Origin of the sequence: Streptomyces sp. NPDC053541 (genome assembly GCF_044544705.1) — a bacterium.
Lineage (GTDB): Bacteria > Actinomycetota > Actinomycetes > Streptomycetales > Streptomycetaceae > Streptomyces.
Window position 1 is genome coordinate 179451 of the sequence record NZ_JBITXM010000008.1, and the last position, 25989, is coordinate 205439.

Below are 25989 nucleotides of genomic sequence, written 5' to 3' on the forward strand. Positions count from 1 at the left end.
GAAGCGCAAGGGTGAAGATCGGACACACCCCGCAGTCTTTTTGATCTAGGGGTTTCAATCATCACCCACCCAGGTAGGGTCAGGAAGCGTCCAGCTCCCCTTGGAGGAGGTGAGGACCGTGGCAGCCCACGACGACGACATCAACCGCGGCATCCGGCCCGGTCGGGGGTCTGACGACCCCGCCGGTCAGGTTGCCTATCTCGAGCAGGAAATCGCCGTCCTGCGCCGCAAGCTCGCCGACTCTCCGCGTCACACGAGGATTCTCGAGGAGCGGATCGTCGAGCTGCAGACGAACCTGGCCGGCGTGTCCGCACAGAACGAGCGGCTCGCCAATACCCTCCGTGAGGCCCGCGACCAGATCGTGGCCCTCAAGGAGGAGGTCGACCGGCTCGCCCAGCCGCCGGCCGGCTTCGGTGTCTTCCTGCAGGCCAACGAGGACGACACCTGCGACATCTTCACCGGGGGCCGCAAGCTCCGGGTGAACGTGAGCCCCGGAGTCGAGCTCGACCAGCTCAAGCGGGGCCAGGAAGTCATGCTCAACGAGGCGCTCAACGTGGTCCAGGCCATGGAATTCGAGCGCGCCGGGGACATCGTCACCCTCAAGGAGATCCTCGAGGACGGCGAGCGCGCCCTGGTCATCGGGCACACCGACGAGGAGCGGGTGGTGCGGCTCGCCGAGCCGCTGCTCGACATCACCATCCGCCCCGGCGACGCCCTGCTCCTGGAACCCCGGTCGGGATACGTCTACGAGGTCGTCCCGAAGAGCGAGGTCGAGGAACTCGTCCTCGAAGAGGTCCCGGACGTCGACTACGACAAGATCGGCGGTCTGGGCAACCAGATCGAACTGATCCGCGACGCGGTCGAGCTCCCGTACCTCTACCCGGACCTCTTCAAGGAGCACGAACTGCGGCCGCCGAAGGGCATCCTGCTCTACGGCCCGCCCGGCTGCGGCAAGACGCTCATCGCGAAGGCCGTCGCCAACTCCCTTGCCAAGAAGGTCGCCGAGGTGACCGGCCAGCCCGCGGGGAAGTCCTACTTCCTCAACATCAAGGGCCCCGAGCTCCTCAACAAGTACGTCGGCGAGACCGAGCGGCACATCCGCCTCGTCTTCCAGCGTGCCCGGGAGAAGGCGAGCGAGGGCACCCCCGTCATCGTCTTCTTCGACGAGATGGAATCCCTCTTCCGCACCCGCGGATCCGGAGTCAGCTCGGACGTGGAGAACACCATCGTCCCGCAGCTGCTCGCCGAGATCGACGGCGTGGAAGGCCTGGAGAACGTCATCGTCATCGGCGCCTCCAACCGCGAGGACATGATCGACCCCGCGATCCTGCGGCCCGGCCGGCTCGACGTCAAGATCAAGATCGAGCGCCCGGACGCGGAAGCGGCCAAGGACATCTTCGCCAAGTACCTCACCCCCTCGCTCCCGCTGCACGCCGACGACCTCGCCGAGCACAGCGGATCGAAGGAGGCCGCCGCCCACGCGATGATCCAGTCCGTGGTCGAGCAGATGTACGCGGAATCCGAGGAGAACCGCTTCCTCGAGGTCACGTACGCCAACGGCGACAAGGAAGTCCTCTACTTCAAGGACTTCAACTCCGGCGCGATGATCCAGAACATCGTCGACCGGGCCAAGAAGATGGCCATCAAGGCATTCCTCGACCACGACCAGAAGGGCATCCGCGTCTCCCACCTCCTCCAGGCATGCGTGGACGAGTTCAAGGAGAACGAGGACCTGCCCAACACCACCAACCCGGACGACTGGGCCCGCATCTCCGGAAAGAAGGGCGAGCGGATCGTCTTCATCCGCACCCTCGTCACCGGAAAGCAGGGCGCGGACACCGGACGCTCCATCGACACGGTGGCGAACACCGGTCAGTACCTGTAGGGACGCGCACCGGCTGCGGATGTCCGGAATTCGGGCATCCGCAGCCGTCGTATTCCACTCACCGAACCGCATTCGATCTCCCCGACGACGCGCGGCCGCTCTAGGCTCGTGGGTACCGCCGAATCACGCACCGTGCGGGGAGCGGCGCCGGGCAAGGAGGGCCGCATGACCGTACGGCGAGTAATGGGCATCGAGACGGAGTACGGGATCTCCGTCCCGGGACACCCCAACGCCAATGCCATGCTCACCTCGTCCCAGATCGTCAACGCCTACGCGGCGGCGATGCACCGGGCGCGCCGCGCCCGCTGGGACTTCGAGGAGGAGAACCCGCTGCGGGACGCCCGCGGCTTCGACCTCGCCCGCGAGGCCGCCGACTCCAGCCAGCTCACCGACGAGGACATCGGCCTCGCCAACGTCATCCTGACCAACGGCGCCCGGCTCTACGTGGACCACGCCCACCCCGAGTACAGCGCCCCCGAGGTCACCAACCCGCGCGACGCCGTGCTCTGGGACAAGGCCGGCGAGCGGATCATGGCCGAGGCGGCCGAGCGGGCCGCCCAGCTCCCCGGCGCCCAGCCGATCCACCTCTACAAGAACAACACCGACAACAAGGGCGCCTCCTACGGCACGCACGAGAACTACCTGATGAAGCGGGAGACCCCCTTCTCGGACATCGTGCGCCACCTGACGCCCTTCTTCGTCTCCCGGCAGGTCGTCACCGGCGCCGGCCGCGTCGGCATCGGCCAGGACGGGCGCGAGAACGGCTTCCAGATCAGCCAGCGCGCCGACTACTTCGAGGTCGAGGTCGGCCTGGAGACCACCCTCAAGCGCCCCATCATCAACACCCGCGACGAACCGCACGCGGACGCCGAGAAGTACCGGCGGCTGCACGTGATCATCGGCGACGCCAACCTCTCCGAGATCTCCACCTACCTCAAGCTGGGCACCACCGCCCTGGTGCTGTCCATGATCGAGGACTCCTTCATCACCGTCGACCTCGCCGTCGACCAGCCGGTGCGCACCCTGCACCAGGTCTCCCACGACCCCTCGCTCCAGTACCTGATCACGCTGCGCAGCGGCCGGACGCTCACCGCGGTGCAGCTCCAGATGGAGTACTTCGAGCTGGCCAGGAAGTACGTGGACGAGCGCTACGGCTCCGACGCCGACGAGCAGACCAAGGACGTCCTGGCCCGCTGGGAGGACACCCTCGGGCGCCTGGAGAACGACCCGATGAGCCTGGCCGGCGAGCTGGACTGGGTCGCCAAGCGGGAGCTCATGGAGGGCTACCGCCGCCGCGACGGCCTGGACTGGGACGCCGCCCGGCTGCACCTGGTGGACCTCCAGTACGCGGACGTGCGCCCCGAGAAGGGCCTCTACAACCGCCTGGCGGCCCGCGGGCGCATGAAGCGCCTCCTGGACGAGGACGAGGTCGTACGGGCCGAGACGAGCCCTCCGGAGGACACCAGGGCCTACTTCCGCGGCCGCTGCCTGGAGCAGTACGCGGACGACGTGGCCGCGGCCTCCTGGGACTCGGTCATCTTCGACCTCCCGGGCCGCGACTCGCTCCAGCGGGTGCCGACCCTGGAACCCCTGCGGGGTACCCGGAACCACGTGAAGGAGCTCCTGGACCGCTGCCGCACGGCCGAGGAACTGGTCCGCGTGCTTTCCGGCGGCTCGGGCGGCTGAAATGCCCGGGCGCTGGGAATCATGAGACCAGTGCCCGGTCGTTGTGGAAACTGCGGGCCGATGTCAGTCCCGGCTTGTAGGGTCTGATCTTGTACAGACCCACACGAGCGGGCCGATTCGAGCGGGGTGAGGTTTATGGCGACCAAGGACACCGGCGGCGGACAGCAGAAGGCGACGCGTTCCACCGAGGAGGTCGAGGAGACCACGGCGGAGGCGAGCTCCGACCTCAAGGAACGCCAGGAGAAGCTTTCGGACGACGTGGATTCCGTCCTGGACGAAATCGACGACGTGCTCGAGGAGAACGCAGAGGATTTCGTTCGAAGCTTCGTGCAAAAAGGCGGCGAGTAGCCTTCGAATCGAAGGTGAAGTCGCAGGGGCGGGGAAATGTCAGAGGCTGTCAAGTTGTGCCGCGGTTGCGGGCGGGACGTCCCGCTGACCGGATTCGCGCGGGACTGTAATCGCGGGGACGGACTGCAATCGAGGTGCCGGGAATGCGTTGCCGCGTACGGGGCGACGCGCTACCGGGTCAGACAGGCAGCCAAGGGCAAGGTCGTCCGAAGCAGGGCGGACGTGCCGGTCGGGCACAAGCTGTGCCGGCAGTGCGGTGAGGTCAAGCCGCACAGCGACTGGCATCGCAACGCCACCGCGTCGGACGGCCTTGCCACTCTCTGCAAGGCCTGCAAGAAGGCGCAGGGTCGAGCAGGGCATCTCAAGCGCAAGTACGGCATCACCGAAGCCGAGCGTGATCGGATGATCGCCGCCCAGGGCGGGGTCTGCCTGCTCTGCCAGGAGGGCCCCGCGGAGCATGTGGATCACGATCACCGGACGGGTAAGGTCCGAGGCGTACTGTGCTTCAGCTGCAACGCGGCTCTGGGGCAACTCAAGGATCGGCCGGACGTCATAAGGCGTGCAGCCGCTTACGTGGAAGGAAACCTGTGGAACCCAACACTCGTAGCACAGGGCGTCTACCGGCAGCCTTCCTGACGCCGGGTTCGTCCTCCTTCATCGACTTCCTCGCCGAGCACTCGCCGGAGCTGCTCCCGGGCAACCGGAAGCTCCCCGAGGGCATCGTCGAGGCGCCGCACGGCACGACGATCGTGGCGGCCACGTTCCCCGGCGGCGTGGTGCTCGCCGGTGACCGGCGGGCGACCATGGGGAACATGATCGCGCAGCGGGACATCGAGAAGGTGTTCCCGGCCGACGAGTACTCCGCGGTCGGCATCGCCGGCACCGCCGGCCTGGCCGTGGAGATGGTGAAGCTGTTCCAGCTGGAGCTGGAGCACTTCGAGAAGGTGGAGGGCGCGACGCTCTCCCTGGAGGGCAAGGCGAACCGCCTGTCCACGATGATCCGCAGCAATCTGGGCATGGCCATGCAGGGCCTGGCCGTCGTCCCGCTGTTCGCCGGCTGGGACGAGGGCCGCGAGAAGGGCCGGATCTTCTCCTACGACGTCACCGGCGGCCGCTCCGAGGAGCACGGCTACGCCGCCACCGGCTCGGGCTCGATCTTCGCGCGCGGGTCGATGAAGAAGCTCTACCGGGACGACCTGACCGAGCAGCAGGCCACCACCCTCGTCGTCCAGGCGCTGTACGACGCCGCCGACGACGACTCGGCGACCGGCGGCCCGGACCTGGCCCGCCGGATCTTCCCGATCGTCACCGTCATCACCGAGGAGGGATTCCGCAGGCTCAGCGAGGCGGAGTCCTCGGAGCTGGCCCGCTCGGTCACGGAGCGGCGTCTGGAGCAGCCCGACGGACCGCGCGCGGCCCTGCTCTGAGCACTCCCCGACCGATGCAGCCCTCCAGCGCCCTTCAGACCGGAAGAAAGGGACGGTAGCCGGTGTCCACGCCGTTCTATGTCTCACCCCAGCAGGCCATGGCCGACCGGGCGGAGTACGCCCGCAAGGGCATCGCCCGAGGCCGCAGCCTTGTCGTCCTCCAGTACGCCGACGGCATCGTCTTCGTCGGCGAGAACCCGTCCCGCGCCCTGCACAAGTTCAGCGAGATCTACGACCGGATCGGCTTCGCCGCGGCCGGCAAGTACAACGAGTACGAGAACCTGCGGATCGGCGGCGTGCGCTACGCCGATCTGCGCGGTTACACCTACGACCGGGACGACGTCACGGCCCGTGGGCTGGCCAACGTCTACGCCCAGACCCTGGGCACGATCTTCTCCAGCGCGGGGGAGAAGCCCTACGAGGTGGAGCTGGTCGTCGCCGAGGTGGGCACGGAGCCCGAGGGCGACCAGATCTACCGGCTCCCGCACGACGGCTCGATCGTCGACGAGCACGGCTCGGTCGCGGTCGGGGGCAACGCGGAGCAGATCAGCTCCTTCCTGGACCAGCGGCACCGGGACGGGATGTCGCTCGCCGAGGCCCTGAAGCTGGCCGTGCAGGCGCTGTCCCGGGACACCAACGGCAGTGAGCGGGAGATCCCGGCCGAGCGCTTGGAGGTGGCCGTCCTGGACCGCACGCGTCCGCAGCAGCGCAAGTTCAAGCGGATCGTCGGCCGGCAGTTGAAGCGGCTGCTGGAGGCGGACGACGCGGCCGTGACGAAGACGGACGACCCGTCCGACGAGGCCGCCGAGGAGTAGGCCGCCCGGCCAGGGCGACCGCGGGGCCCCGGAGCCGTACGTACGCGTACGGTGCCGGGGCCTTCGTCATGCCGCGCGCGTGTGCGGAGGCGTACGGGAAGGGGCTCAGGCGGCCGGTGCGGGGCCCGAGGAGCCGCGTACGGTCAGCGTGACCGGCAGGTCGCCGCGCTCGGGCTCGCGGCCGTCCAGGACGGCGAGGAGGGCTGCCATGCCCCGCTCGCCGATGCGCTCGGCGGGCAGGGCGACGGTGGTCAGCTCGGGCTCGACGGCGGTGGCGAGCGCGAGGTCGTCGAAGCCGGTGACGGAGAGGTCCTCGGGGACCCGCAGGCCGAGCCGGCGGGCCGCCTTGCAGGCGCCGGCCGCGAGGATGTCGTCGTCGCAGACGATCGCGGTGGGCCGGGGCCTGGGCCCGGCGAGGGCGCGTTCGACGGCCCCGCGGGCCCCCTGGACGTCCAGGGGTGCCCGTACGGTCGTCACCGAGGCTCCGGCGAGGGCCTCGGCGAGGGCGGCGGCGCGCACGTCGAAGGTCCAGGAGGGCACGGCGGAGGCGAGGTGGAGGAAGCGCCGGTGGCCGAGGGCGAGCAGGTGGCCGGTGACCTGGCGCATGCCGTCGGCGATGTCGAGGTTGACGTGGGCCGCGGCGCCGCCGCCGGCGGGGTCGCTGTCCAGCATGACGAGCGGCAGGTCGGTGCCGCCGAAGGCCTTGAGGGCGTCGGTGGCCATGGAGGAGGCGATGACGCCGTCGAGGGCGGCGCGGGCCGAGGCGAAGGGGTCGCGGGCGGGGCCGACGCCGTCGGGGGAGGGGTAGAGCACCACGCCGAAGCCGTGTCGGGCGGCGACCGTGGCGGCGCCGGTGTAGACGCGGGCGAAGAACTCGTTGGTGAGCGCGGGGACGACCAGGAGCGCGGTGCGGGTGTGGCCGAGGCGGAGGTTGCGGGCGGCGAGGTTGGGGCGGTAGCCGAGGGCGGTGGCGGCTTCGCGGACGGCGCCGGCGGTGCGCTCGGAGACCCGGCCGCGCCACTTGTCGCCGAGCACCAGGGAGACGGTGGCCTGGGAGACGCCGGCGGCCCGGGCGACGTCCCGGCTGGTGGGCCGAGTGGCGGCGGGCTGTTCCGGCGTGTGCACTGGAGCCTCCGGGTCGGGGACGGTCCGGCACGCGGGGTGGACCGGCGTGCTCCCGACATGGTACGTATGACGGACGGAGTTATACGTAAAACCTCGGGTGGATGCCCCGGGAGGGGAGACCAACATGGCCGGCGCTGCCCCGGCGAACGGCGGCTATCTCGACATCCTGCGCGCGCCGCACGCGGCGCGGCTGCTCGTCGGCACGCTCGTCGGACGCCTCCCCAACGGCACCGGGCCGGTCGCCATCACCGTCTTCACCCGCGCCGAGGGCGGCAGCTACAGCCTGGCCGGCGGCCTCATCGCCGCCTACGGCCTCGCCACCGCCGTCGGGCAGCCGCTGCTCGGGCGGGCCGTCGACCTCAAGGGCCAGCCCCGGGTCCAGTTGCCCGCCGCCGTGATCTCCGCCCTCGGCATGGCCGCCCTGGCGGTCACCGGCATCGGCAACCTGCTCCTCGCCTACGCCGCCGTCCTGGTCGCCGGGCTCTTCACCCCGCCCCTGGAGGGCGGGCTGCGCGCCCTGTGGCCGAGCGTCCTGGGCCGCGAGGACCGGGTGCACCGCGCCTACGCCCTGGACGCCGTCGCCCAGGAGGTGATGTTCACCGTCGGCCCGCTGCTGCTGACCCTGCTGGTCGCGCTGTGGTCGCCCGCCGGCGCGCTGCTCGTCATCAACCTGCTCGGCGTCCTCGGCGCCCTGTCCGTGGTGCTCTCGGGGCCCTCCCGGGCCTGGCGCTCCGCGCCCCGCGAGGCGCACTGGCTGGGCGCCCTGCGCTCCCGGGGGCTGCTCGCGCTGCTCGCCTCGTTCTTCTTCGTCGGCCTCGCCCTCGGCTCCATCACGGTCGCCGCCGTCGCCTACGCCGACGACCGCGGCAACGAGGCCGTGTACGGCTGGCTGATGGCCGCCCTCGGCCTCGGTGCCCTCGTCGGCGGCGTCGCCTACGGCGCCCGCCACTGGGCCGGCGCCCCCGAACGGCGGCTTCGGGTCCTGGTCCTGCTGCTCGCGCTCGGCTACCTCCCGCTGGTCCTGGTGCCCGGCCCGGGCGCGATGACCGCCCTCGCCGCCCTGGCCGGCGTCTTCCTGGCCCCCGCCATCGCCTGCGCCTTCATCGTGGTCGACCGGCACGCCCCGGCCGGCACCGTCACCGAGGCCTTCTCCTGGCTCGTCACCACTTTCGGCGTGGGCGCCGCCCTCGGCTCGGCCGTCTCCGGGCCGGCCGTCGAACTGGCCGGGACCCCGGCCGGATTCGCGGTCGCCGGGATCGGCGGACTGGTGGCCTTCCTGGTCCTCCTCGCCACCGGCCGGGTGCTCGGCACCGAGCCCGCCCCGCGCCCGCGACACGCCGTCAGCGGGGGAGTCCCGGACGCCGGCCCCGACGGTGCCCGGGCCGAAAACACCGCGCACTCATCGGAAAATGATCGAAACGGGGCGGCCGAACCCGGTTTCAGCCCAGGGCTTCAGGCGTAATGTTCAGACATGGACCGCCGCATTTTCGGGCTGGAGAACGAGTACGGCGTCACGTGCACGTTCAGGGGACAGCGCCGACTGTCTCCTGACGAAGTGGCGCGCTACCTCTTCCGCCGTGTCGTGTCATGGGGCCGCAGCAGCAATGTCTTCCTGCGGAACGGCGCCCGTCTGTACCTTGACGTGGGTTCGCATCCGGAATACGCAACTCCCGAATGCGACAACGTGGTCGAACTGGTCACCCACGACAAGGCCGGCGAGCGCATTCTCGAAGGACTCCTCGTCGACGCGGAACGCCGCCTGCACGAGGAGGGAATCGCGGGCGACGTCTATCTCTTCAAGAACAACACCGACTCCGCCGGAAACTCCTACGGCTGCCACGAGAACTATCTGGTGGCCCGCCACGGCGAGTTCTCCCGGCTCGCGGACATCCTCATTCCGTTCCTCGTCACCCGCCAGCTGATCTGCGGCGCGGGAAAGGTGCTGCAGACCCCGCGCGGCGCCGTCTACTGCGTCTCCCAGCGCGCCGAGCACATCTGGGAGGGCGTCAGCTCCGCCACCACCCGCTCGCGCCCCATCATCAACACCCGCGACGAGCCGCACGCGGACGCCGAGCGCTACCGCCGGCTCCATGTCATCGTCGGCGACTCCAACATGTCCGAGACGACCATGCTGCTCAAGGTCGGCGCCACCGACCTCGTGCTGCGCATGATCGAGGCGGGCACCGTCATGCGCGACCTCACCCTGGAGAACCCGATCCGGGCCATCCGCGAGGTCAGCCACGACATCACCGGCCAGCGCAAGGTGCGGCTCGCCAGCGGCCGCGAGGCCTCCGCCCTGGAGGTGCAGCGGGAGTACTACGAGAAGGCCGCCGACTTCGTCGACCGCCGCGGCATCCGCACCGGCACCGTCGCCCAGGTCCTGGAGCTCTGGGGCCGTACCCTCGACGCCATCGAGCAGGAGCAGCTCGACCGCATCGAGACCGAGATCGACTGGGTCATGAAGTACAAGCTCATCGAGCGCTACCGGGCCAAGCACAACATGACCATGTCGCACCCGCGGGTCGCCCAGATAGACCTCGCGTACCACGACATCCACCGCCGCCGCGGCCTGTACTACCTGCTCCAGAAGAACGGCCAGGCGGCCCGGGTGTGCAACGACGTGAAGATCTTCGAGGGCAAGTCGGTGCCCCCGCAGACCACCCGCGCCCGGCTCCGCGGCGACTTCATCCGGCGCGCCCAGGAGCAGCGCCGGGACTTCACCGTCGACTGGGTCCACCTCAAGCTCAACGACCAGGCGCAGCGCACCGTGTTGTGCAAGGACCCGTTCCGCTCGGTCGACGACCGCGTGGAAAAGCTGATCGCCGGAATGTAGGACCTCCGGCGCTCGGTGCACCCGGCCCCGCACGCCCCGCGTGCGGGGCCGGGTGCCGCACAGGGCGGTCCCCTAGAGTGTCGGGACAACTACTGTGCCGTCTGAGATCTGAGGAACTAGTGCGCCGACTTGCCGGCCTGCTCGTCGTCCCGCTTCTGCTGCTCACCACAGCGGCCTGCGGCAGCGACGACAAGGGCTCCGATTCCGGTTCGATGAAGAACGGGCTTCCCGCCATCACCGCGGGGGAGAAGTTCGGCGAGAAGCCGACCCTCTCGAAGGGCGTGGGCGACCCGCCCAAGTCCCTCAAGGTCAACGTGATCAGCGAGGGCACCGGCCCGGTCACCAAGAAGGGCGACGCCCTCTCGGTGAACTACCTGGGCCAGGAGTGGGACGAGACCACCCCCTTCGACAACAGCTTCGACCGGAAGCAGCCGTTCCAGCTGACCCTCGGCGCCGGCCAGGTCATCCAGGGCTGGGACCAGGGCCTGGAGGGCCAGAAGGTCGGCAGCCGGGTCGAGATCGGCATCCCGCCACAGCTCGGTTACGGTCCGCAGGGCCAGGGCGACATCAAGCCGAACGCCACGCTCGTCTTCGTGGTCGACATCCTGAAGGCGGTCACCATCCCGAAGTCCGCCACCGGCACCGAGGTGGCCCAGGACAACAAGGACCTGCCGAAGGTCGGCGTCAACACCGACGGCAAGCAGCCCTCGCTGACCGTCCCCAAGACCGACCCGCCGACCAAGCTGGTCTCCAACTACGTCCTGGAGTCCAAGGGCGAGGTCGTCAAGGCCACCGACACGGTGGTCGTGAACTACGTCGCCGCCCTGTGGAAGGACGGCAAGGTCTTCGACTCGACCTACACCACGGGCAAGCCGGCCAACTTCCCGCTCGGCCAGCTGACCCTGAAGGGCCTGAAGGACGGCATCACCGGCAAGAAGGTCGGCAGCCGCGTCCTGATCGTGGCCCCGCCGTCGGAGGCCTTCGGCGACCAGGAGAAGCAGGGCATCCCGAAGAACTCCACGCTGGTCTTCGTCGTCGACATCCTGGCGAAGGTGTGAGCCGGGCGGGGATGTAAGACTGTTCCGTTCGCGCGGGCCATCGTCCGCGTGGTTCATCGGTATGAGGAGCACACTGCAGTGAGCATCGAGAAGCCCGAGGTCGACTTCCCGGGCGGCGAGCCGCCGGCCGATCTGGAGATCAAGGACATCTGGGAGGGCGACGGCGCCGTCGCCGAGGCCGGGGACGACGTCCTGGTCCACTACGTGGGTGTCCTCTTCGAGTCCGGCGAGGAGTTCGACGCGTCCTGGAACCGCGGCGCCCCGCTGCCGTTCACGCTCGGCATCGGCCAGGTCATCGCGGGCTGGGACCGGGGCGTCCAGGGCATGAAGGTCGGCGGCCGCCGCCAGCTGGTCATCCCCGCCCACCTCGCCTACGGCGACCGCGGCGCCGGCGCCAAGATCGGCCCCGGCGACACGCTGATCTTCGTCTGCGACCTCATGGGCGTGAAGAAGAAGGGCTGACCCGGATCCCGGTCACCCCGAGGGCCCCCGCCACCACGGCGGGGGCCCTCCGCGTTCCCCGCTCCCGGCCCGGCTTTCTTCCGGGTGCCGCGGAGCGGTACGGTCGGACGTCCGAGAAGTCAATCCGGCAGAAGAGGGTGCGGGGCGTCGATGGCGATTGCCAAGGCCGAGCGGCTGATGAATCTTGCGCTGTGCCTGCTCGGAACGCGCCGTCCGCTGAGCAAGCGCGAGCTCCGCGGCTCCATCGAGGCGTACGTCGAGGCCTTCGGCCCGGGCTACGGCACCCCCGGCCCGGGCAACGGCGCCGCGACGAGCGGCGAGGACGCCTTCAACCGCATGTTCGAGCGCGACAAGGACGACCTGCGCGAGCTCGGCCTGGTCATCGAGACCGTGGAGAACCTGGACGGCGAGACCGGCTACCTGGCCCGCCGCGACTCCAACCGCCTCCCGCCCATCACCCTGGACGCCGAGGAGGCCGCCGCGCTCGGCCTGGCCGCCAAGGTGTGGCAGCAGGCCCGGCTGGCCGGGGCGGCGAGCGGCGCCCTGCAGAAGCTGCGCGCCGCCGGGATGCCCGAGGCGGAGGACGCGTACGACGCCCACGCCAGCGCCCTGGAGCCGCGCATCCCGGTCCACGAGGCCGCCTTCGAGCCGCTGATGCTGGCCTGCCGCGACCGCCGCCCGGTCGTCTTCGACTACCGCAAGGCCACCGCCGCCCGCCCCGAGACCCGGCACGTCGAGCCGTGGACCCTGGAGTGCTGGCGCGGCCACTGGTACCTGGCGGGCTGGGACCGGGACCGCGGCGCCGAGCGGGTCTTCCGGCTCTCCCGCATCACCGGCAAGGTGCGCTCCCGGGCCGGCGCCTTCACCGCGCCCGTACCGGACGTGGTCACGGTCCGCGAGACCGTGGAGAGCTGGGCCGGGGAGACCGCCACCCGCTCGGCCCGGATCCGGCTGCGGGCCGGCTGCGGCTATCCGCTGCGCTCCCGCGCGCTGTCCGTGACGGAGGGCGCCGACGGCTGGGACGAGCTGGAGATCCCGTACGGGCACGGCCTGGACGCCTGGCTCGTGGAGTTCGGCCCCGACGTGGTGGTGCTGGAGCCCGCCGACCTGCGGGCCGACGTGGTGGACCGGCTGCGCGCCGTGGCCAAGGGCTGAGGGGGAGAGGACGACCGTGGCTGCCAACGCCATCGACCAGACGAGGCGGATGCTCTCCCTCGTCACCTACCTCCGGGAGCGTCCCGGCGCGCACGTCGCCGACGTGGCCCGGGCCTTCGGGATCACCGAGGACGAGCTGATCTCGGACCTCGACGTGCTGCCCATGTGCGGCACCAGCTTCCGGGGCGGCGACCTCCTCGACATCGACACCGACGGCGACCGCATCTGGTGGCACAACCCGGACGACGTGGCCGCGCCGCTGCGGCTCGCCGCCGACGAGGCCACCGCCCTGCTGGTGGCCGCCCGCGCGGTGGCCACCCTGCCCGGGCTCCGCGAGAGCGACCGCGAGGCCCTGCTGCGCGCCACCGCCAAGCTGGAGGCGGCGGCCGGCGAGGCGGCCGGGGCCAGCTCGCGCCTCTCGGTCACCTTCGAGTCCGAGGGCGGGGTCTTCGCCGAGGTCGACCGGGCCATCTCGGAGCGCCGGCGGCTGTGGCTGCGCTACTACTCGCCCGCCCGTGACGAGCTCACCGAGCGCGAGGTGGACCCGATCCGGCTCTTCGCCGTCGGCCACACGTACATGGAGGCGTGGTGCCGGCTCTCCGAGGCGCGCCGCACCTTCCGCCTCGACCGGGTCGCGGAGATCCGGATCCTGGACGACCACGCCGCGCCGCCGGAGATCGAGCTGCGGGACCTCTCGGAGGGGCTGGTGCAGCCCTCCGCCGAGGACCCCGAGGTCGTGGTCGAGGTCGGGCCCGGCGGCCGCTGGGTCGCCGAGTACTACCCGCACGACCGGGCCGAGGAACTCCCCGACGGCGGGCTGCGGATCACGCTGCGCACCCCGGCGCCGGCCTCGCTGCGCCGGCTCGCGCTGCGGCTCGGCAGCGACGGCCGGATCGTCGCCCCGCAGGAGCTCGCGGACAGCGCCCGGCAGGCCGCCGCGGCCGCCCTCGCCGCCTACGGGGAGTGAGGGCGGGCGCCGGGGAGCGCCGCCCAAGGGGGGGGGAACGTGACGTTCCGGGGTCGCGGGACGCAGTTCCTTGTGAGAGTCGTCGAAACCGGTGCGGCCCGCAGGGGCCGCCCAGGGCCGTACCCGTACCGCAGTGGGGAGTATTGAGGCACATGTCCGCGATGCCCGATCTTTCGGCGCCGGCCGCCCCGGTCCTCTTCAAGGCCGCCTGCCCCGACTGCCGTTCCCGCTTCGAACTCTCCCCCGGCGCCCTGCGGCTCGCCATCGGCGCCAGCCGCCGCACCACCTTCTACTCCTTCACCTGCCCTGAGTGCGGCAGCGCCGTCCGCAAGCCGGCCGGCGAGCGCATCGTCGAGCTCCTCACCGGCGGCGGCGTCAACACCCTGCGCCTGCACACCACCGGCTGAGGGCCCGGCCGGGGAGCGCCCGGGGCACGGTCTAGGCTCGGCACATGTTCTGGCCCATGCTCGCCGTCGCCCTCGGCTTCCTCGGCATCGCCGTCCTCGGCGTCCTCGGCATCAAGGTGTTCCTGGAGGCCCAGCGCCTCGGCCGCCACGTGGCCCGCGCCACAGACCGGATCCAGCAGGTCTCCGAGGACCTCGAACGGGCCGCGCTCGATCTCGCGCGAACCGGCGAGACCCTGCGCTGACTTCGCGCCGGGACCGCCCCCGGACGCCCGCGAGCGGCGGTCCTGCGCGCAAGCGGGAGTATGCACGGCCATTGCCGCCCGTTTACTCCTGCGGGTTACGATCGCTAGCAGCGCGGAGGCCGGACGCACGTCCGACCGGCCGGGCACGCACTCCAATGTCGCCTCGGTGAAGAAGGTAGACCACAGCCATGTTCCGTCAGATCGGTCCCCTTGAGATCAGCCTCATCCTTCTGGTCATCGTGCTTCTCTTCGGGGCCAAGAAGCTCCCGGAGATGGCGCGGTCGCTGGGCAAGTCCGCCCGCATCCTGAAGAGCGAGGCGAAGGCTATGAAGTCGGAGGGCGGCGAGGCCGCCGCTCCCGCCGGTCCGCCGGCTGACCAGGAGGTTTCCGCTCAGCGCACGATCAAGGCCGCTCCCGGTGACGTCACCTCGGCCCGGCCGGTCACCGAGACCACGGATACGACTCAGCGCTGATCCGGCTCCACCTGCTCACCCCAAGGCCGCAGCGGAGCGGCCTGCTCGCATGAGATGAGGACGTGGGTTGCCCAAGTCTGCCCGCACACAGAAGAAGAAGGATCCCGAGGGGCGGATGCCGCTCGTGGACCATCTCCGTGAACTGCGCAACCGCGTGGCCAAGGCGATGCTGGCGATCATCGTCGCGTCTGTCGTGGCCGCGTTCTTCAGCCAGCAGTTGATGGACCTTCTGTCCTCACCCGTGCCGAAGTGTCCGCCGAACACATCGGTGTCAGACAACACCGGCGGGCGCTGCGTCATCATCGCTTACCAGACCATGCTCTCGCCCTTCACTTCGACAGTGAAGGTGGTCATGTTGGCAGGTGTCGTCGCCTCCACGCCGATCTGGCTGTACCAACTTTGGGCGTTCGTGGCGCCCGGTCTCCACAAGAGCGAGAAGAAGTACACGTACTATTTCGCCGCCGTGGCCGTGCCTCTCTTCGCCGCAGGCACCTACACCGCGTACCTGATCATGCCGGTCAGCGTAAAGGTCCTCATCAGCATCACGCCTGACGTGGCGTCCAATTTCCTTTCGCTTGATGACCTCCTGGACTTCACCACCCGCATGGTGCTTGTCTTCGGTCTCGCCTTCGAGCTGCCACTTCTGCTGATCATGTTGAACTTCACGGGCGTGGTCACCGGCAAGCGGATGGCCAGCTGGTGGCGGGCCATGATCATGTGCACCCTAGTCTTCGGCGCTGTGGCGACCCCGTCGACCGACCCGCTCGGCATGATGGCCCTCGCCGGGCCGATCATCGTTCTCTACTTCATCGCCGTCGGCGTCGCGCTCCTCAACGACAAGCGGCGGCGGCGCAACAACCCGGACGCCGAGCTCTCCGACGACGAGGCCTCCAGCCTCGACCTGCGGCCCGAGGCGGTCGGCGAGGTCGAGCCGGTCGGCGCCGCCCGGGCCCTGCCCGAGCAGGCCACCGGCGAGTCGGACGGCGCCCGGTCGCACCGCGTGAACGGCTACGACGACATCACGTGACCGCCCCTGTCCGTCCCGTGAGGGTCCCCCCGGGCGCAACCCGGCGGGACCCTCCTGCGTGGGGCCCCTGACCAGCGCAAACGAAGCGCCGCGATAAAGATCGCGTCACTGTCGGAGGGGGCGGGTACGCTCGACAACAAGATGACAGAGGACCTCACACCAGCCGAGGCGTACGCCGCCGCCCGCGCGCGCAACGCGGACCAGGCGACCGCACTGGCCCCCTTCCGCGAGATGTACGACTTCGGTCTGGACCCCTTCCAGATCGAGGCCTGCCAGGCCCTCGAGGCGGGCAAGGGCGTGCTCGTCGCCGCCCCCACCGGCTCCGGCAAGACCATCGTCGGCGAGTTCGCCGTGCACCTCGCGCTGCGCCAGGGCCGCAAGTGCTTCTACACCACGCCGATCAAGGCGCTCTCCAACCAGAAGTACGCCGACCTCGTGAAGCGGTACGGCCACGACAAGGTCGGCCTGCTCACCGGTGACAACAGCGTCAACGGAGACGCGCCCATCGTGGTCATGACCACCGAGGTCCTCCGCAACATGCTCTACGCGGGGTCCCAGGCGCTCTCCGGCCTCGGCTACGTGGTCATGGACGAGGTGCACTACCTCTCCGACCGCTTCCGCGGCGCCGTCTGGGAGGAAGTGATCATCCACCTCCCCGAGTCCGTCACCCTCGTGTCGCTCTCCGCGACCGTGTCGAACGCCGAGGAGTTCGGCGACTGGCTCGACACCGTCCGCGGCGACACCGAGGTCATCGTCTCGGAGAGCCGCCCCGTGCCGCTGTGGCAGCACGTCCTCGCCGGCCGCCGGATGTACGACCTCTTCGAGGAGGAGACCGACCACGGCGGCCGCGGCTCCGCCCGCCGCGAGGTCAACCCCGACCTGCTCCGCCTCGCCCGCACCGAGAACTCGCGCACGTACAACCCGCGCGACCGGCGCCGCGGCAAGATGGTCCGCGAGGCCGACCGCGAGCGCGAGCGGCGCCAGCGCTCCCGCATCTGGACGCCGGGCCGGCCCGAGGTCATCGAGCGCCTGGACGCCGAGGGCCTGCTGCCCGCGATCACCTTCATCTTCAGCCGGGCCGGCTGCGAGTCCGCCGTCCAGCAGTGCCTCTACGCCGGCCTCCGGCTCAACGACGACGAGGGTCGCCGCCGGGTCCGCGAGATCGTCGAGGAGCGCACCGCCGCCATCCCGGACGAGGACCTGCACGTCCTCGGCTACTACGAGTGGCTGGAGGCCCTGGAGCGGGGCATCGCCGCGCACCACGCCGGCATGCTCCCGACCTTCAAGGAGGTCGTCGAGGAGCTCTTCGTCCGCGGCCTGGTCAAGGCCGTCTTCGCCACCGAGACCCTGGCGCTCGGCATCAACATGCCGGCCCGCTCCGTGGTCCTGGAGAAGCTGGTCAAGTGGAACGGCGAGCAGCACGCCGACATCACGCCCGGCGAGTACACCCAGCTCACCGGCCGGGCCGGCCGCCGCGGCATCGACGTCGAGGGCCACGCCGTGGTGCTCTGGCAGCGCGGCATGGACCCCGGCCACCTCGCCGGACTCGCCGGCACCCGCACGTATCCGCTCCGCTCCAGCTTCAAGCCCTCGTACAACATGGCGGTCAACCTGGTCGACCAGTTCGGCCGGCACCGCTCGCGCGAGCTCCTGGAGACCTCCTTCGCGCAGTTCCAGGCCGACCGCTCGGTCGTCGGGATCTCCCGGCAGGTCCAGAAGAACGAGGAGGGACTCCAGGGCTACCGGGAGGGCATGACCTGCCACCTCGGCGACTTCGAGGAGTACGCGCGGCTGCGCCGCGAGCTCAAGGACCGCGAGACCGAACTGGCCCGGCAGGGCGCCGCGCAACGGCGCGCCCAGGCCGCGGCCTCCCTGGAGCGGCTCAAGCCCGGCGACGTCATCCACGTGCCGACCGGCAAGTTCGCGGGCCTCGCCCTCGTCCTCGACCCGGGCGTCCCGGCCGGCCGGACCAACGGACACCGCGGCTTCGAGCACCACGACGGGCCGCGCCCGCTGGTGCTCACCGCCGAGCGGCAGGTCAAGCGGCTCGCCTCGATCGACTTCCCGGTGCCCGTGGAGCCGCTGGAGCGCATGCGCATCCCGCGCTCCTTCAACCCGCGCTCCCCGCAGTCCCGCCGCGACCTCGCCTCGGCGCTGCGCAGCAAGGCCGGGCACATCAACCCGGAGCGGCACCGCAAGCAGCGCTCGGCCGCGGCCGACGACCGCGAGATCAGCCGGCTGCGCACCGCGATCCGGGCCCATCCCTGCCACGGCTGCGACGAGCGCGAGGACCACGCCCGCTGGGCCGAGCGCTACTACCGGCTGCAGCGCGACACCAAGCAGCTGGAGCGGCGCATCGAGGGCCGCACCAACACCATCGCGCGCACCTTCGACCGGATCGTCGCGCTGCTGACCGAGATGGACTACCTGCGGGGCGACGAGGTCACCGAGCACGGCAAGCGGCTGGCCCGGCTCTACGGCGAGCTGGACCTGCTGGCCAGCGAGTGCCTGCGCGAGCGGGTCTGGGAGGGGCTGAGCCCCGCCGAGCTGGCCGCCTGCGTCTCGGCGCTGGTCTTCGAGGCCCGGCAGTCCGACGACGCCGTCGCGCCCAAGGTGCCCGGCGGCCGGGCCAAGGCCGCGCTCGGCGAGATGGTGCGGATCTGGGGCCGGCTGGACGCGCTGGAGGAGGAGTTCAAGCTCCACCAGGCGGAGGGCGTCGGCCAGCGCGAGCCGGACCTCGGCTTCGCCTGGGCCGCCTACCAGTGGGCCTCCGACAAGGGGCTCGACGAGGTGCTCCGGGAGGCGGAGATGCCGGCCGGCGACTTCGTCCGCTGGTGCAAGCAGGTCATCGACGTGCTCGGGCAGATCGCGGCGGCCGCGCCGCGGGAGGACAGCACGGTCGCGAAGAACGCCCGCAAGGCGGTGGATTCCCTGCTGAGGGGCGTCGTGGCCTACAGCTCGGTGGGCTGAACGGCGACGGCCCCACGGCCCCGCCATCGGGCCCCGATGACGGGGCCCGATGGCGAGACGCGGCGGTGGCGACCCGCCGGCCTGACGGTGAACTGACAAGGGTTTTCCACAGGGCTGGCGGAGTGTCACATCCTTCCGATTCCATGGTCTGGCAGCACCGACCCAGACCACTCCTGCGGAAGGAAACGCACGTGACCACGCAAGCCGGTCCGTCCGCCGTCGTGCCCGGCACGACGGCGGACGGACGGAAGACCGTCCCGGGACCCCGCGGCGTCCCGGGGCTGGGCAACCTGCCGGAGTTCGGCAAGGACCCGCTCGCCTTCTTCGAACGGCTGCGTGAGCGGGGCGACTTCGTCCGCTGGCGCTTCGGCCGCACCCCCGCGCTCTTCATCGCCCACCCCGAGGCCATCGGCGAACTCCTCACCGAGGTCGAGCGGACCTTCGACCAGACCGACCTCGGCATCGCCTTCCGCACCCTGCTCGGCGAGGGCGTCGTCGTCTCGAAGGGAGCCGACTGGCGGCGCCGGCGCTCCCTCGTCCAGCCCTCGGTGCGCCCCAAGCAGGTGAAGTCGTACGCGGCGACCATGGCCGAGTGCGCGGTCGACCTCGCGGAGCGCTGGTCCGACGGGCAGCGGATCGACGTCAAGCAGGAGATGGCCGCGCTCACCCAGCTCATCGCGGTCCGCACCATCTTCGGCGTCGACACCGCGGCCGACGCCCGGGCCATCAGCCGCGCCATGGACGTGGCGCAGCGGGAGATCGGCGCCGAGTTCAGCGGCATCGGCGCGATCCTGCCCGACTGGGTGCCCACCCCGGGACGGGCCCGGATCAAGCGCGCCACCGCCGTCATCGACGCCGAGGTCGCCCGGGTCGTCGCCCGGCACCGCGACGGCGATTCGGAGCGCCCGGACCTGCTCAGCCGGCTGCTCGCGGCCCGGGACGAGACCGGCGCGCCGCTCTCCGACAAGGAGATCCGCGACGAGACCGTCACCCTCTACATCGGCGGGCACGAGACCACCAGCTCCACCCTCGTCTGGGCCTGGTATCTCCTCTCCCGCAACGGGCGGGTGGCCGACGCCCTGGCCGCCGAGCTCGACCGGGTGCTCGGCGACCGCGACCCCGGCTTCGAGGACTACGCGGAACTGGCCTACACCCAGGCCGTGGTGAAGGAGACGCTCCGTCTCTACCCCACGGTCTGGCTGATCACCGGCATCGCCAAGGAGGGCGCCACCCTCGGCGGAGCCCCGGTCGCGCCCGGCACCCGCGTCTGGAGCAGCCAGTGGACCACCCACCGGGACTCCCGCTGGTTCCGGGACCCGCTGGAGTTCCGTCCCGAGCGCTGGCTGGACCCCCAGGAGGCCGAGGACATACCGGAGTACGCCTGGTATCCCTTCGGCGGCGGCCCCCGGGTCTGCCTGGGCACCCGCTTCGCCATGGTGGAGGCGGTCCTGATCCTCGCGGTCGTCGCCCGCCGCTTCCGCCTCGCCGTGGACCCCGAGGAGATCCGCCCGGTCCCGAGCCTCACCCTCCAGCCCGACCACGAGGTCCTGGCGACGGTGCGGGCCCGTTAAGGGGCGCGTTCCTTGGCCCCCTCGGCCGCCAGGGCCAGGGCGAGGGCGGTCAGTTCGGGGGCCCGGAGCACCCGGGTGCCGAAGCCCGGGAGCGGGACGTGGAGGGGAGCGGTCCAGCGGGGCGGGATCGCGGCAGGGCCGTGGACGGCGCCGGCGAGCATGCCGGTGACGGCGGCGACGGTGTCGGTGTCTCCGCCGAGGTCGATCGCGGCGGCGAGGGCCTCCTCGAAGCCGGTGGTGGTGCGCAGCGCCCAGAGCGCGGAGCCGAGGCAGGGCCAGACGGCGCCGTTGAACTCGGTGGCGTCCTCGGGCCGCCAGCCGGGCGCCAGGACCGTGGCCCAGCGGTCGCGGTGCGCGGGGGAGACCTCGGCGGGGACGGCGGCGAGCGGGTCCTGGCCGAGCAGGGCGACCCGGACCAGTTCGTGCAGGACCGCGGTGCCCTCCCAGGCGGCGGCGTCGCCGTGGGTGAGGGCGGCGATGCGCCGGCCCGCCGCCATGGTCGCGGCCCGGCCGGCGGCGGCGAAGCGCACGGCCGGGGTGGCGGCCCGCATCAGCGAACCGTTGCCCGCGCCGCGGCCGTTGACCTGGAAGTGCAGCGCGGCGGCGACGTCCCAGGGTTCGCCGCCGAGCAGCACCGCCTCGGTGAGCAGCCCGATGTCCTTGGGTTCGGCGGCCGCCCAGCGCCGGAAGCGGTCGAACACATCGAGCAGGTCGAGCCCGCCGCGCTCCAGCAGCGACTCCCCGACGAGCACGGCCATCTGGGTGTCGTCCGTGGCCTCCCCGGCCTCCCAGCCGCCCCCTCCGCACATCTCGCCGCGCCCGTCGGGAAACCGCTCGCGGAACACCCCGGGCAGCCCGAACTCGAAGGGCGCCCCGAGCGCGTCCCCGACGGCGGAGCCCAGCACGGCGCCGACGGCGCGGTCCTCGTATCGCATGGGGTGAGGCTAACGCCGGGCCGGCTGGGGAGCCCGGGCGTTTCGGGCGGCGCGGAGCGGGAGGAAGAGGAGCAGCGCGAAGGGGGAGAGGAGGATCGTCAGGACGAGGAGGGGGCCGGTGAGGAAGGGGGAGAGGGACAGGCGGCGGGACTCGCGGTAGATCCACTGGCCGAGGAGCAGGTCCCAGGCGATGATCTGGGCCCAGACGGCGCCGGCGCCGTTGGCGAGGGCGGTGAGCTCGCGGAAGGTGTCGATGTCCGGGGAGCTGACCGCGGTCCAGAGTTCCGGGAGCACCGGAGCCACCAGGACCAGGTAGACGGCGAGGACCGGGAGGACGGTCAAGGGCGAGGCGGCCACGCGCTCGGTGAGCCGGTGGCCCGGGGCGAAGATCATCAGCAGCCAGACGGGGGCCGCGAGGAAGAAGGTGAGTTCGAAGAGGAAGCCGGTCATGCCGCGAGCTCCTGGCGGTCGGTGTGGAGGGTGCCGACAGGGGGTGCCGGGGTGCGCAGCGCCCAGACGGTGCCCGCGAGGGTGAGGGCCGCGACGGCGCCGGCCGCGGCGAGGGTGAGGGCGTCGGGGGAGAGCAGCGGCTGGCCGCACAGGGCCTGCCAGGTGACCAGGGCGAAGACGGCGGCGTAGGAGCCGGAGGCGACGAGGACGAGCCGCAGCCGGACCCGGTCGTCCGCGAGCCGGGCGGCGCGCGGGGTGAGCGCGGCGAGCAACAGCAGGACCAGCGGGACGAGTTGCAGCGCGTGCATGCCGAAGAAGTGTGCGATGCGCAGGTCCCCGCCGGTGGTGGACCAGCCGAGCAGCGGGACGCCGGGGCCGCCGTCGGGCACGCCCACGCTGTGCGCGCCGGTGACCGGCGGGTTCTCCTGGGCGAGCTGCTCCGGGGTGGGCCGGACCATCACGAAGCCGACGGCCGCGCCGGCCAGGGCGATGAGGGAGGAGAGCCGGACGGCCCAGGCGGTGGCGCGGTCCAGGATGCGGGCGCGCAGCAGCAGGACCGCGATCACCAGGGCGGCCAGCCAGAGGATGACGACGGTGCCGCCCATGAGCTGGAAGACGGCCGCGTCGAACGGCGTCGCGGCGTTGAAGTGGCTCCGGGTGCCCCGTACCACCTGCATCGTGATCAGAACCATTTCGATCAGGCTGGCGACGGTGAGCACGGTCCCCGCCCACCAGCCGATCCGGCGGGCCCGGGCGCCCGGCAGCAGCGAGAGCATCCAGGCGAGCGTGAGCGCGTAGGCGATGAACGAGAGGGAGAACTTGAAGGGCTTGGCCCAGATCGGCGCGCCGACCAGGACTCGGCCGTCGAGGAGCAGCCCGCCGGCCGAGACCAGGGCGAGCAGGACCATCGAGCCGGCGAACCAGACCAGGGGCCGGTGCAGGGTGCGGAGCTGAGGTGCCGCGGCCGGCGGAGCGGCCGAGGGCGTCGGGGTCACTGAGGACATGGCGAGGAATCCCCCGTGGGACGGATGCGGACGGGCGCGAGCAGCGAATGGATAGTGGCACTCGCCGCTATCTGATAGTGTCACTATCTATGATGGAGGGGCGGTCGGCAAGACCGGAGCGCGACCGGAAAGGTGAACACGCGGTGCGTATCGGAGAGTTGAGTCGCAGGACCGGGGTGTCCGTGGCGACGATCAAGTACTACGTACGGGAGGGGCTGCTGCCCGCCGGGCAGCTGACCAGCCCCAACCAGGCCTCGTACGGGGAGGCGCACGTACGGCGGCTCCGGCTGATCCGCGCCATGATCGATGTCGGCGGGCTGTCCGTCGCCGCCGTCCGCGAGGTCGTCGCCGCCGTCGACGACCCCGAGCAGCCGTTGCACACGATGCTCGGCGCCGCCGCCGACAACGTGGTGCCGCGCTACGAGGGCGCCGGCGACGAGCCGGGTGACGCCCTGGTCGCCGCCCGCGACACCGTCACCGACCTGCTCGCCCGCCGGGGCTGGCTCTCCCACGACGACGCCCCGGCCCGCGAGGCCCTCGCGGTCGCCGTCGCCGCCCTGGAGAACGTCGGCCACGGCGGATTCGCCGAGGCGGTCCTCGACGCCTACGCCGACGCGGCGGAGCGGGTGGCCCAGGTGGACGTCGAGTACGTGGCCAAGAACGTGGCCCGCGAGGAACTCGTCGAGAGCGTGGTCGTCGGCACCGTCCTCGGCGACGCCGTCTTCGCGGCCCTGCGCCGCCTCGCCCACATCGAGGCCTCGCGCCGCGTCTTCGGCATCGAGCGCTGACGGGGCCGTCTCCGGGCCTGACACCAGGCCGGCGGTCCCGACACCGGCCCGCCCGGCCCCGCCGCCAGCCCGGCAGGCGCCCCGCCTCGCCAGGGCGGTGCAACGCCGGAGGGGCGGGAGCCTGTTGGCTCCCGCCCCTCCGGGGGATGACGCGGTGCGGCGCGTCAGTTCTCCTGTTCGCGTTCCGCCTGCTCGTTCCACTCGCGCTTGATCGCGCGCCAGGCCTCGTCCGTCTTGCCCAGGCGCCAGTAGCCCGAGATCGACAGGCGATCGCGCGGGATCTCGCGCTCCAGACGGAGGTGGCGGCGCAGGTCCTTCACGAAGCCGGCCTCGCCGTGGACGAAGGCGTGCACGTCCCCGGCCGGGAAGTCGAGGCCGCGGACCGCCTCGATCAGCGCCTCGCCCACCGGGCGGTCGCCGCGGTGCAGCCAGACCACGTCGATGCCGTCGGCCGTCGCGAACTTCTGCTCCTCGGCGCGGTCGGCCACCTCCAGGAAGGCGTGCACCCGGGCGCCGGCGGGCAGCCGCTCCAAGGCGACGGCGACGGCCGGCAGGGCGCTCTCGTCGCCGACGAGCAGGTGCCAGTCGGCGGCCGCGTCCGGGGCGTAGCCGCCGCCGGGGCCGAGGAAGCGGATCGTGTCGCCCTCGCGTGCCCGCGCCGCCCACGGGCCGGCCAGGCCCTCGTCGCCGTGCACCACGAAGTCCACGGTCAGCTCGCGGTGCACCGGGTCCCAGGCCCGCACCGTGTACGTCCGGGTGGTCGGCCACTGCTCGCGCGGGAACTCCGCCCGGATCCGCTCCATGTCGAACGGCTCCGGATAGCTCACGCCCTCGGGCGCGAACAACAGCTTCACGTAGTGGTCGGTGTACTCGCCGATCTCGAAGGCGTCCAGGCCGGGACCGCCGAGCACCAGGCGCACCATGTGCGGGGTGATGCGCTCCGTGCGCACCACCCGGGCCTCGTGCGCCCTCGGTGCCTTGCGTGCGGGCTGTTCTGCCACGGCGGTCTCCCCGTTTTCCCGGCCGGATTACTTAGGTCTGCCTAAGTTAACACCTCGGGTGGGTGAGGCCCACACCTTCCGGCCCCGGGCCGGCCTCAGCGCGCCAGTACCGGCAGCAGCCGGCCCACCGCTCCGCCGAGCCCCCAGCGCTCCACCAAAGCCGCCAGCGCCTCCGGGTCCCGGGGCGCCGAGGGCAGCTCCGCCGAGAACTCCGGCAGCGGCACGTCCCGCGCGACCCGCACCACCTCCGGGGCCACGTCCAGATAGGCGGCCGCCTCCACGATGCCGCGGCGCTTCGCCGGGGTCAGCCTGGACGTGCGGTCGGCCGCCGCCGCCCGGACGCCCGCCAGGTCCCCGTACTCCGCGATCAGCTGCGCCGCCGTCTTGTCGCCGATGCCCTTCACGCCGGGCAGCCCGTCGCTGGCGTCCCCGCGCAGCGCCGCCATGTCCGCGTACTGGTCGGGGCGCACCCCGTACTTCGCGCGGATCAGCTCGTCGTCCACCAGGTCGCAGTCGCCGACGCCCTTGCGCGGGTACAGCACCCGCACCCCGCGCGCGTCGTCCACCAGCTGGAACAGGTCCCGGTCGCCCGTGACGATGTCCACCGGGCCCGTGGCCCGCGCCGTCAGGGTGCCGATCACGTCGTCCGCCTCGAAGCCCGGCGCGCCGACGCGGGCGATGCCGAGCGCCGCCAGCACGTCCACGATCACCGGCACCTGCGGCGACAGCGTGTCCGGCACCTCCTCCACGTCCGGACGGTCGGACGGGGTCTCCTCGGCCACCCGGTGCGCCTTGTACGAGGGGATCAGGTCCACCCGCCACTGCGGGCGCCAGTCGTCGTCCCAGCAGGCCACCAGCTCGTCCGGCCGGTGGTCCTGGACGAGCCGGGCGATGAAGTCGAGCAGGCCCCGCACGGCGTTCACCGGCGTGCCATCCGGCGCCCGGACCGTGTCCGGCACGCCGAAGTACGCGCGGAAGTAGAGGCTGGCGGTGTCGAGGAGCATCAGGCGTCGCGTCACACCCCGATCATGCCGCACCGCACCGACAACACCGCCCCGTCCGCGTGACACGGGTCACCTTCGCGTTTGCCCCGGAGAACCGGGGGCAGGCGCGAGCCCGGAGCGGACCCGGTACGGGATTCAACGATTCGAAACGAACGCATTCGAAGCGAACGAGTTCGAAGCCCATGGCTTCGAAAGACGTCGAGTGATGTCGAGGGACGTCGAGTGACGTCCAGTGACTTCGAGTGGGTTCGCGGAGAGCGCGGATCTCCGTACGCGACGGGCACGCGGGCAGATCCCGCCCCGCTCCACGGCCCGGCTGCGCGGGGGTGGCGGGCCGTTTTCGTTGCTACCCGTGA

Annotated in this window: 25 protein-coding genes; 19 read left to right on the forward strand and 6 right to left on the reverse strand. The window is 71.6% G+C overall.

Annotated elements, in window-relative coordinates; translation table 11 throughout:
* Positions 1-118 precede the first annotated feature (118 nt).
* The 6 genes from arc to prcA all read left to right on the forward strand — a co-directional run bounded on the left by arc (position 119) and on the right by prcA (position 6161).
* Positions 119-1885 (forward strand): proteasome ATPase, encoded by a 1767-nt coding sequence (arc, locus tag ACIGW2_RS21475; RefSeq protein ID WP_391653877.1) that lies wholly within the window; start codon positions 119-121, stop codon positions 1883-1885.
* Between the two features lie 165 nt (positions 1886-2050).
* On the forward strand, positions 2051-3571 hold the full coding sequence (gene dop / locus ACIGW2_RS21480; RefSeq protein ID WP_356067325.1) for a depupylase/deamidase Dop: 1521 nt from the start codon (positions 2051-2053) through the stop codon (positions 3569-3571).
* A 135-nt stretch (positions 3572-3706) separates the two neighbouring features.
* Positions 3707-3919, forward strand: a complete 213-nt coding sequence (locus ACIGW2_RS21485) for a ubiquitin-like protein Pup (RefSeq protein ID WP_030759619.1) — start codon at positions 3707-3709, stop codon at positions 3917-3919.
* Positions 3920-4141: 222 nt separating this feature from the next.
* Complete coding sequence (locus ACIGW2_RS21490; RefSeq protein WP_399845126.1) at positions 4142-4555, forward strand: endonuclease VII domain-containing protein; 414 nt, start codon at positions 4142-4144, stop codon at positions 4553-4555.
* Positions 4507-5346, forward strand: coding sequence for a proteasome subunit beta (gene prcB / locus ACIGW2_RS21495; protein WP_361580171.1), 840 nt, complete (start codon positions 4507-4509; stop codon positions 5344-5346). The genes ACIGW2_RS21490 and prcB overlap by 49 nt, the downstream gene beginning before the upstream one ends.
* Positions 5347-5408: 62 nt before the next feature.
* The gene (prcA, locus tag ACIGW2_RS21500; RefSeq protein ID WP_356067330.1) at positions 5409-6161 is read left to right on the forward strand and encodes a proteasome subunit alpha; all 753 of its coding nucleotides are present in this window, start codon (positions 5409-5411) and stop codon (positions 6159-6161) included.
* A gap of 105 nt (positions 6162-6266) precedes the next feature.
* Here the strand turns inward: prcA and ACIGW2_RS21505 are convergent, their stop codons facing one another.
* Positions 6267-7286, reverse strand: a complete 1020-nt coding sequence (locus ACIGW2_RS21505; protein WP_399845129.1) for a LacI family DNA-binding transcriptional regulator — start codon at positions 7284-7286, stop codon at positions 6267-6269.
* Positions 7287-7410: 124 nt separating this feature from the next.
* On the opposite strand from ACIGW2_RS21505, the gene ACIGW2_RS21510 reads away from it, so the two are divergent.
* The 12 genes from ACIGW2_RS21510 to ACIGW2_RS21565 all read left to right on the forward strand — a co-directional run bounded on the left by ACIGW2_RS21510 (position 7411) and on the right by ACIGW2_RS21565 (position 20451).
* A complete protein-coding gene (locus tag ACIGW2_RS21510; protein WP_399845131.1) occupies positions 7411-8748 on the forward strand; it encodes an MFS transporter in 1338 nt (445 codons plus the stop codon).
* A gap of 9 nt (positions 8749-8757) precedes the next feature.
* Complete coding sequence (gene pafA / locus ACIGW2_RS21515; protein WP_356067336.1) at positions 8758-10119, forward strand: Pup--protein ligase; 1362 nt, start codon at positions 8758-8760, stop codon at positions 10117-10119.
* A 119-nt stretch (positions 10120-10238) separates the two neighbouring features.
* Positions 10239-11177 (forward strand): FKBP-type peptidyl-prolyl cis-trans isomerase, encoded by a 939-nt coding sequence (locus ACIGW2_RS21520; protein WP_391653872.1) that lies wholly within the window; start codon positions 10239-10241, stop codon positions 11175-11177.
* Between the two features lie 78 nt (positions 11178-11255).
* Positions 11256-11639 (forward strand): FKBP-type peptidyl-prolyl cis-trans isomerase, encoded by a 384-nt coding sequence (locus tag ACIGW2_RS21525; protein WP_399845135.1) that lies wholly within the window; start codon positions 11256-11258, stop codon positions 11637-11639.
* A 150-nt stretch (positions 11640-11789) separates the two neighbouring features.
* Entirely contained in the window at positions 11790-12794 is a 1005-nt protein-coding gene (locus ACIGW2_RS21530) for a WYL domain-containing protein (RefSeq protein WP_361580161.1), read from the forward strand.
* Between the two features lie 16 nt (positions 12795-12810).
* Positions 12811-13761, forward strand: coding sequence for a WYL domain-containing protein (locus tag ACIGW2_RS21535; protein ID WP_356067344.1), 951 nt, complete (start codon positions 12811-12813; stop codon positions 13759-13761).
* A gap of 152 nt (positions 13762-13913) precedes the next feature.
* On the forward strand, positions 13914-14168 hold the full coding sequence (locus ACIGW2_RS21540) for a hypothetical protein (RefSeq protein WP_361580159.1): 255 nt from the start codon (positions 13914-13916) through the stop codon (positions 14166-14168).
* Positions 14169-14212: 44 nt separating this feature from the next.
* On the forward strand, positions 14213-14410 hold the full coding sequence (locus ACIGW2_RS21545) for a hypothetical protein (RefSeq protein ID WP_361580157.1): 198 nt from the start codon (positions 14213-14215) through the stop codon (positions 14408-14410).
* A gap of 188 nt (positions 14411-14598) precedes the next feature.
* Positions 14599-14883 carry a Sec-independent protein translocase subunit TatA gene (tatA, locus tag ACIGW2_RS21550; RefSeq protein WP_391653871.1) on the forward strand — a complete coding sequence of 95 codons (285 nt, stop codon included), beginning with the start codon at positions 14599-14601 and terminating at the stop codon, positions 14881-14883.
* Positions 14884-14998: 115 nt separating this feature from the next.
* Positions 14999-15910 carry a twin-arginine translocase subunit TatC gene (gene tatC, locus ACIGW2_RS21555; protein ID WP_391653870.1) on the forward strand — a complete coding sequence of 304 codons (912 nt, stop codon included), beginning with the start codon at positions 14999-15001 and terminating at the stop codon, positions 15908-15910.
* A 141-nt stretch (positions 15911-16051) separates the two neighbouring features.
* Positions 16052-18880 (forward strand): DEAD/DEAH box helicase, encoded by a 2829-nt coding sequence (locus ACIGW2_RS21560; RefSeq protein ID WP_356067352.1) that lies wholly within the window; start codon positions 16052-16054, stop codon positions 18878-18880.
* A 191-nt stretch (positions 18881-19071) separates the two neighbouring features.
* Complete coding sequence (locus ACIGW2_RS21565) at positions 19072-20451, forward strand: cytochrome P450 (protein WP_399845140.1); 1380 nt, start codon at positions 19072-19074, stop codon at positions 20449-20451.
* Here the strand turns inward: ACIGW2_RS21565 and ACIGW2_RS21570 are convergent.
* Genes ACIGW2_RS21570 through ACIGW2_RS21580 form a run of 3 tightly spaced genes read right to left on the reverse strand, consistent with a single transcriptional unit; the run spans position 20448 to position 22744 of the window.
* On the reverse strand, positions 20448-21386 hold the full coding sequence (locus ACIGW2_RS21570) for an ADP-ribosylglycohydrolase family protein (protein ID WP_399845143.1): 939 nt from the start codon (positions 21384-21386) through the stop codon (positions 20448-20450). The two genes, ACIGW2_RS21565 and ACIGW2_RS21570, sit on opposite strands and share 4 nt — an antisense overlap.
* 9 nt (positions 21387-21395) lie before the next feature.
* A complete protein-coding gene (locus ACIGW2_RS21575; protein ID WP_399845146.1) occupies positions 21396-21836 on the reverse strand; it encodes an ABA4-like family protein in 441 nt (146 codons plus the stop codon).
* Positions 21833-22744 carry a hypothetical protein gene (locus tag ACIGW2_RS21580; protein ID WP_399845387.1) on the reverse strand — a complete coding sequence of 304 codons (912 nt, stop codon included), beginning with the start codon at positions 22742-22744 and terminating at the stop codon, positions 21833-21835. Before ACIGW2_RS21580 ends, ACIGW2_RS21575 begins: the two co-directional genes overlap by 4 nt.
* 239 nt (positions 22745-22983) lie before the next feature.
* Between ACIGW2_RS21580 and ACIGW2_RS21585 the strand changes: the two genes are divergently transcribed.
* Positions 22984-23628, forward strand: coding sequence for a MerR family transcriptional regulator (locus ACIGW2_RS21585; protein ID WP_399845149.1), 645 nt, complete (start codon positions 22984-22986; stop codon positions 23626-23628).
* 164 nt (positions 23629-23792) lie between these two features.
* On the opposite strand, the gene ACIGW2_RS21590 is transcribed toward ACIGW2_RS21585, so the two are convergent.
* A complete protein-coding gene (locus ACIGW2_RS21590; protein WP_399845151.1) occupies positions 23793-24629 on the reverse strand; it encodes a siderophore-interacting protein in 837 nt (278 codons plus the stop codon).
* A gap of 95 nt (positions 24630-24724) precedes the next feature.
* Complete coding sequence (locus ACIGW2_RS21595) at positions 24725-25633, reverse strand: 5'-3' exonuclease H3TH domain-containing protein (RefSeq protein ID WP_399845390.1); 909 nt, start codon at positions 25631-25633, stop codon at positions 24725-24727.
* Between the last annotated feature and the right edge of the window lie 356 nt (positions 25634-25989).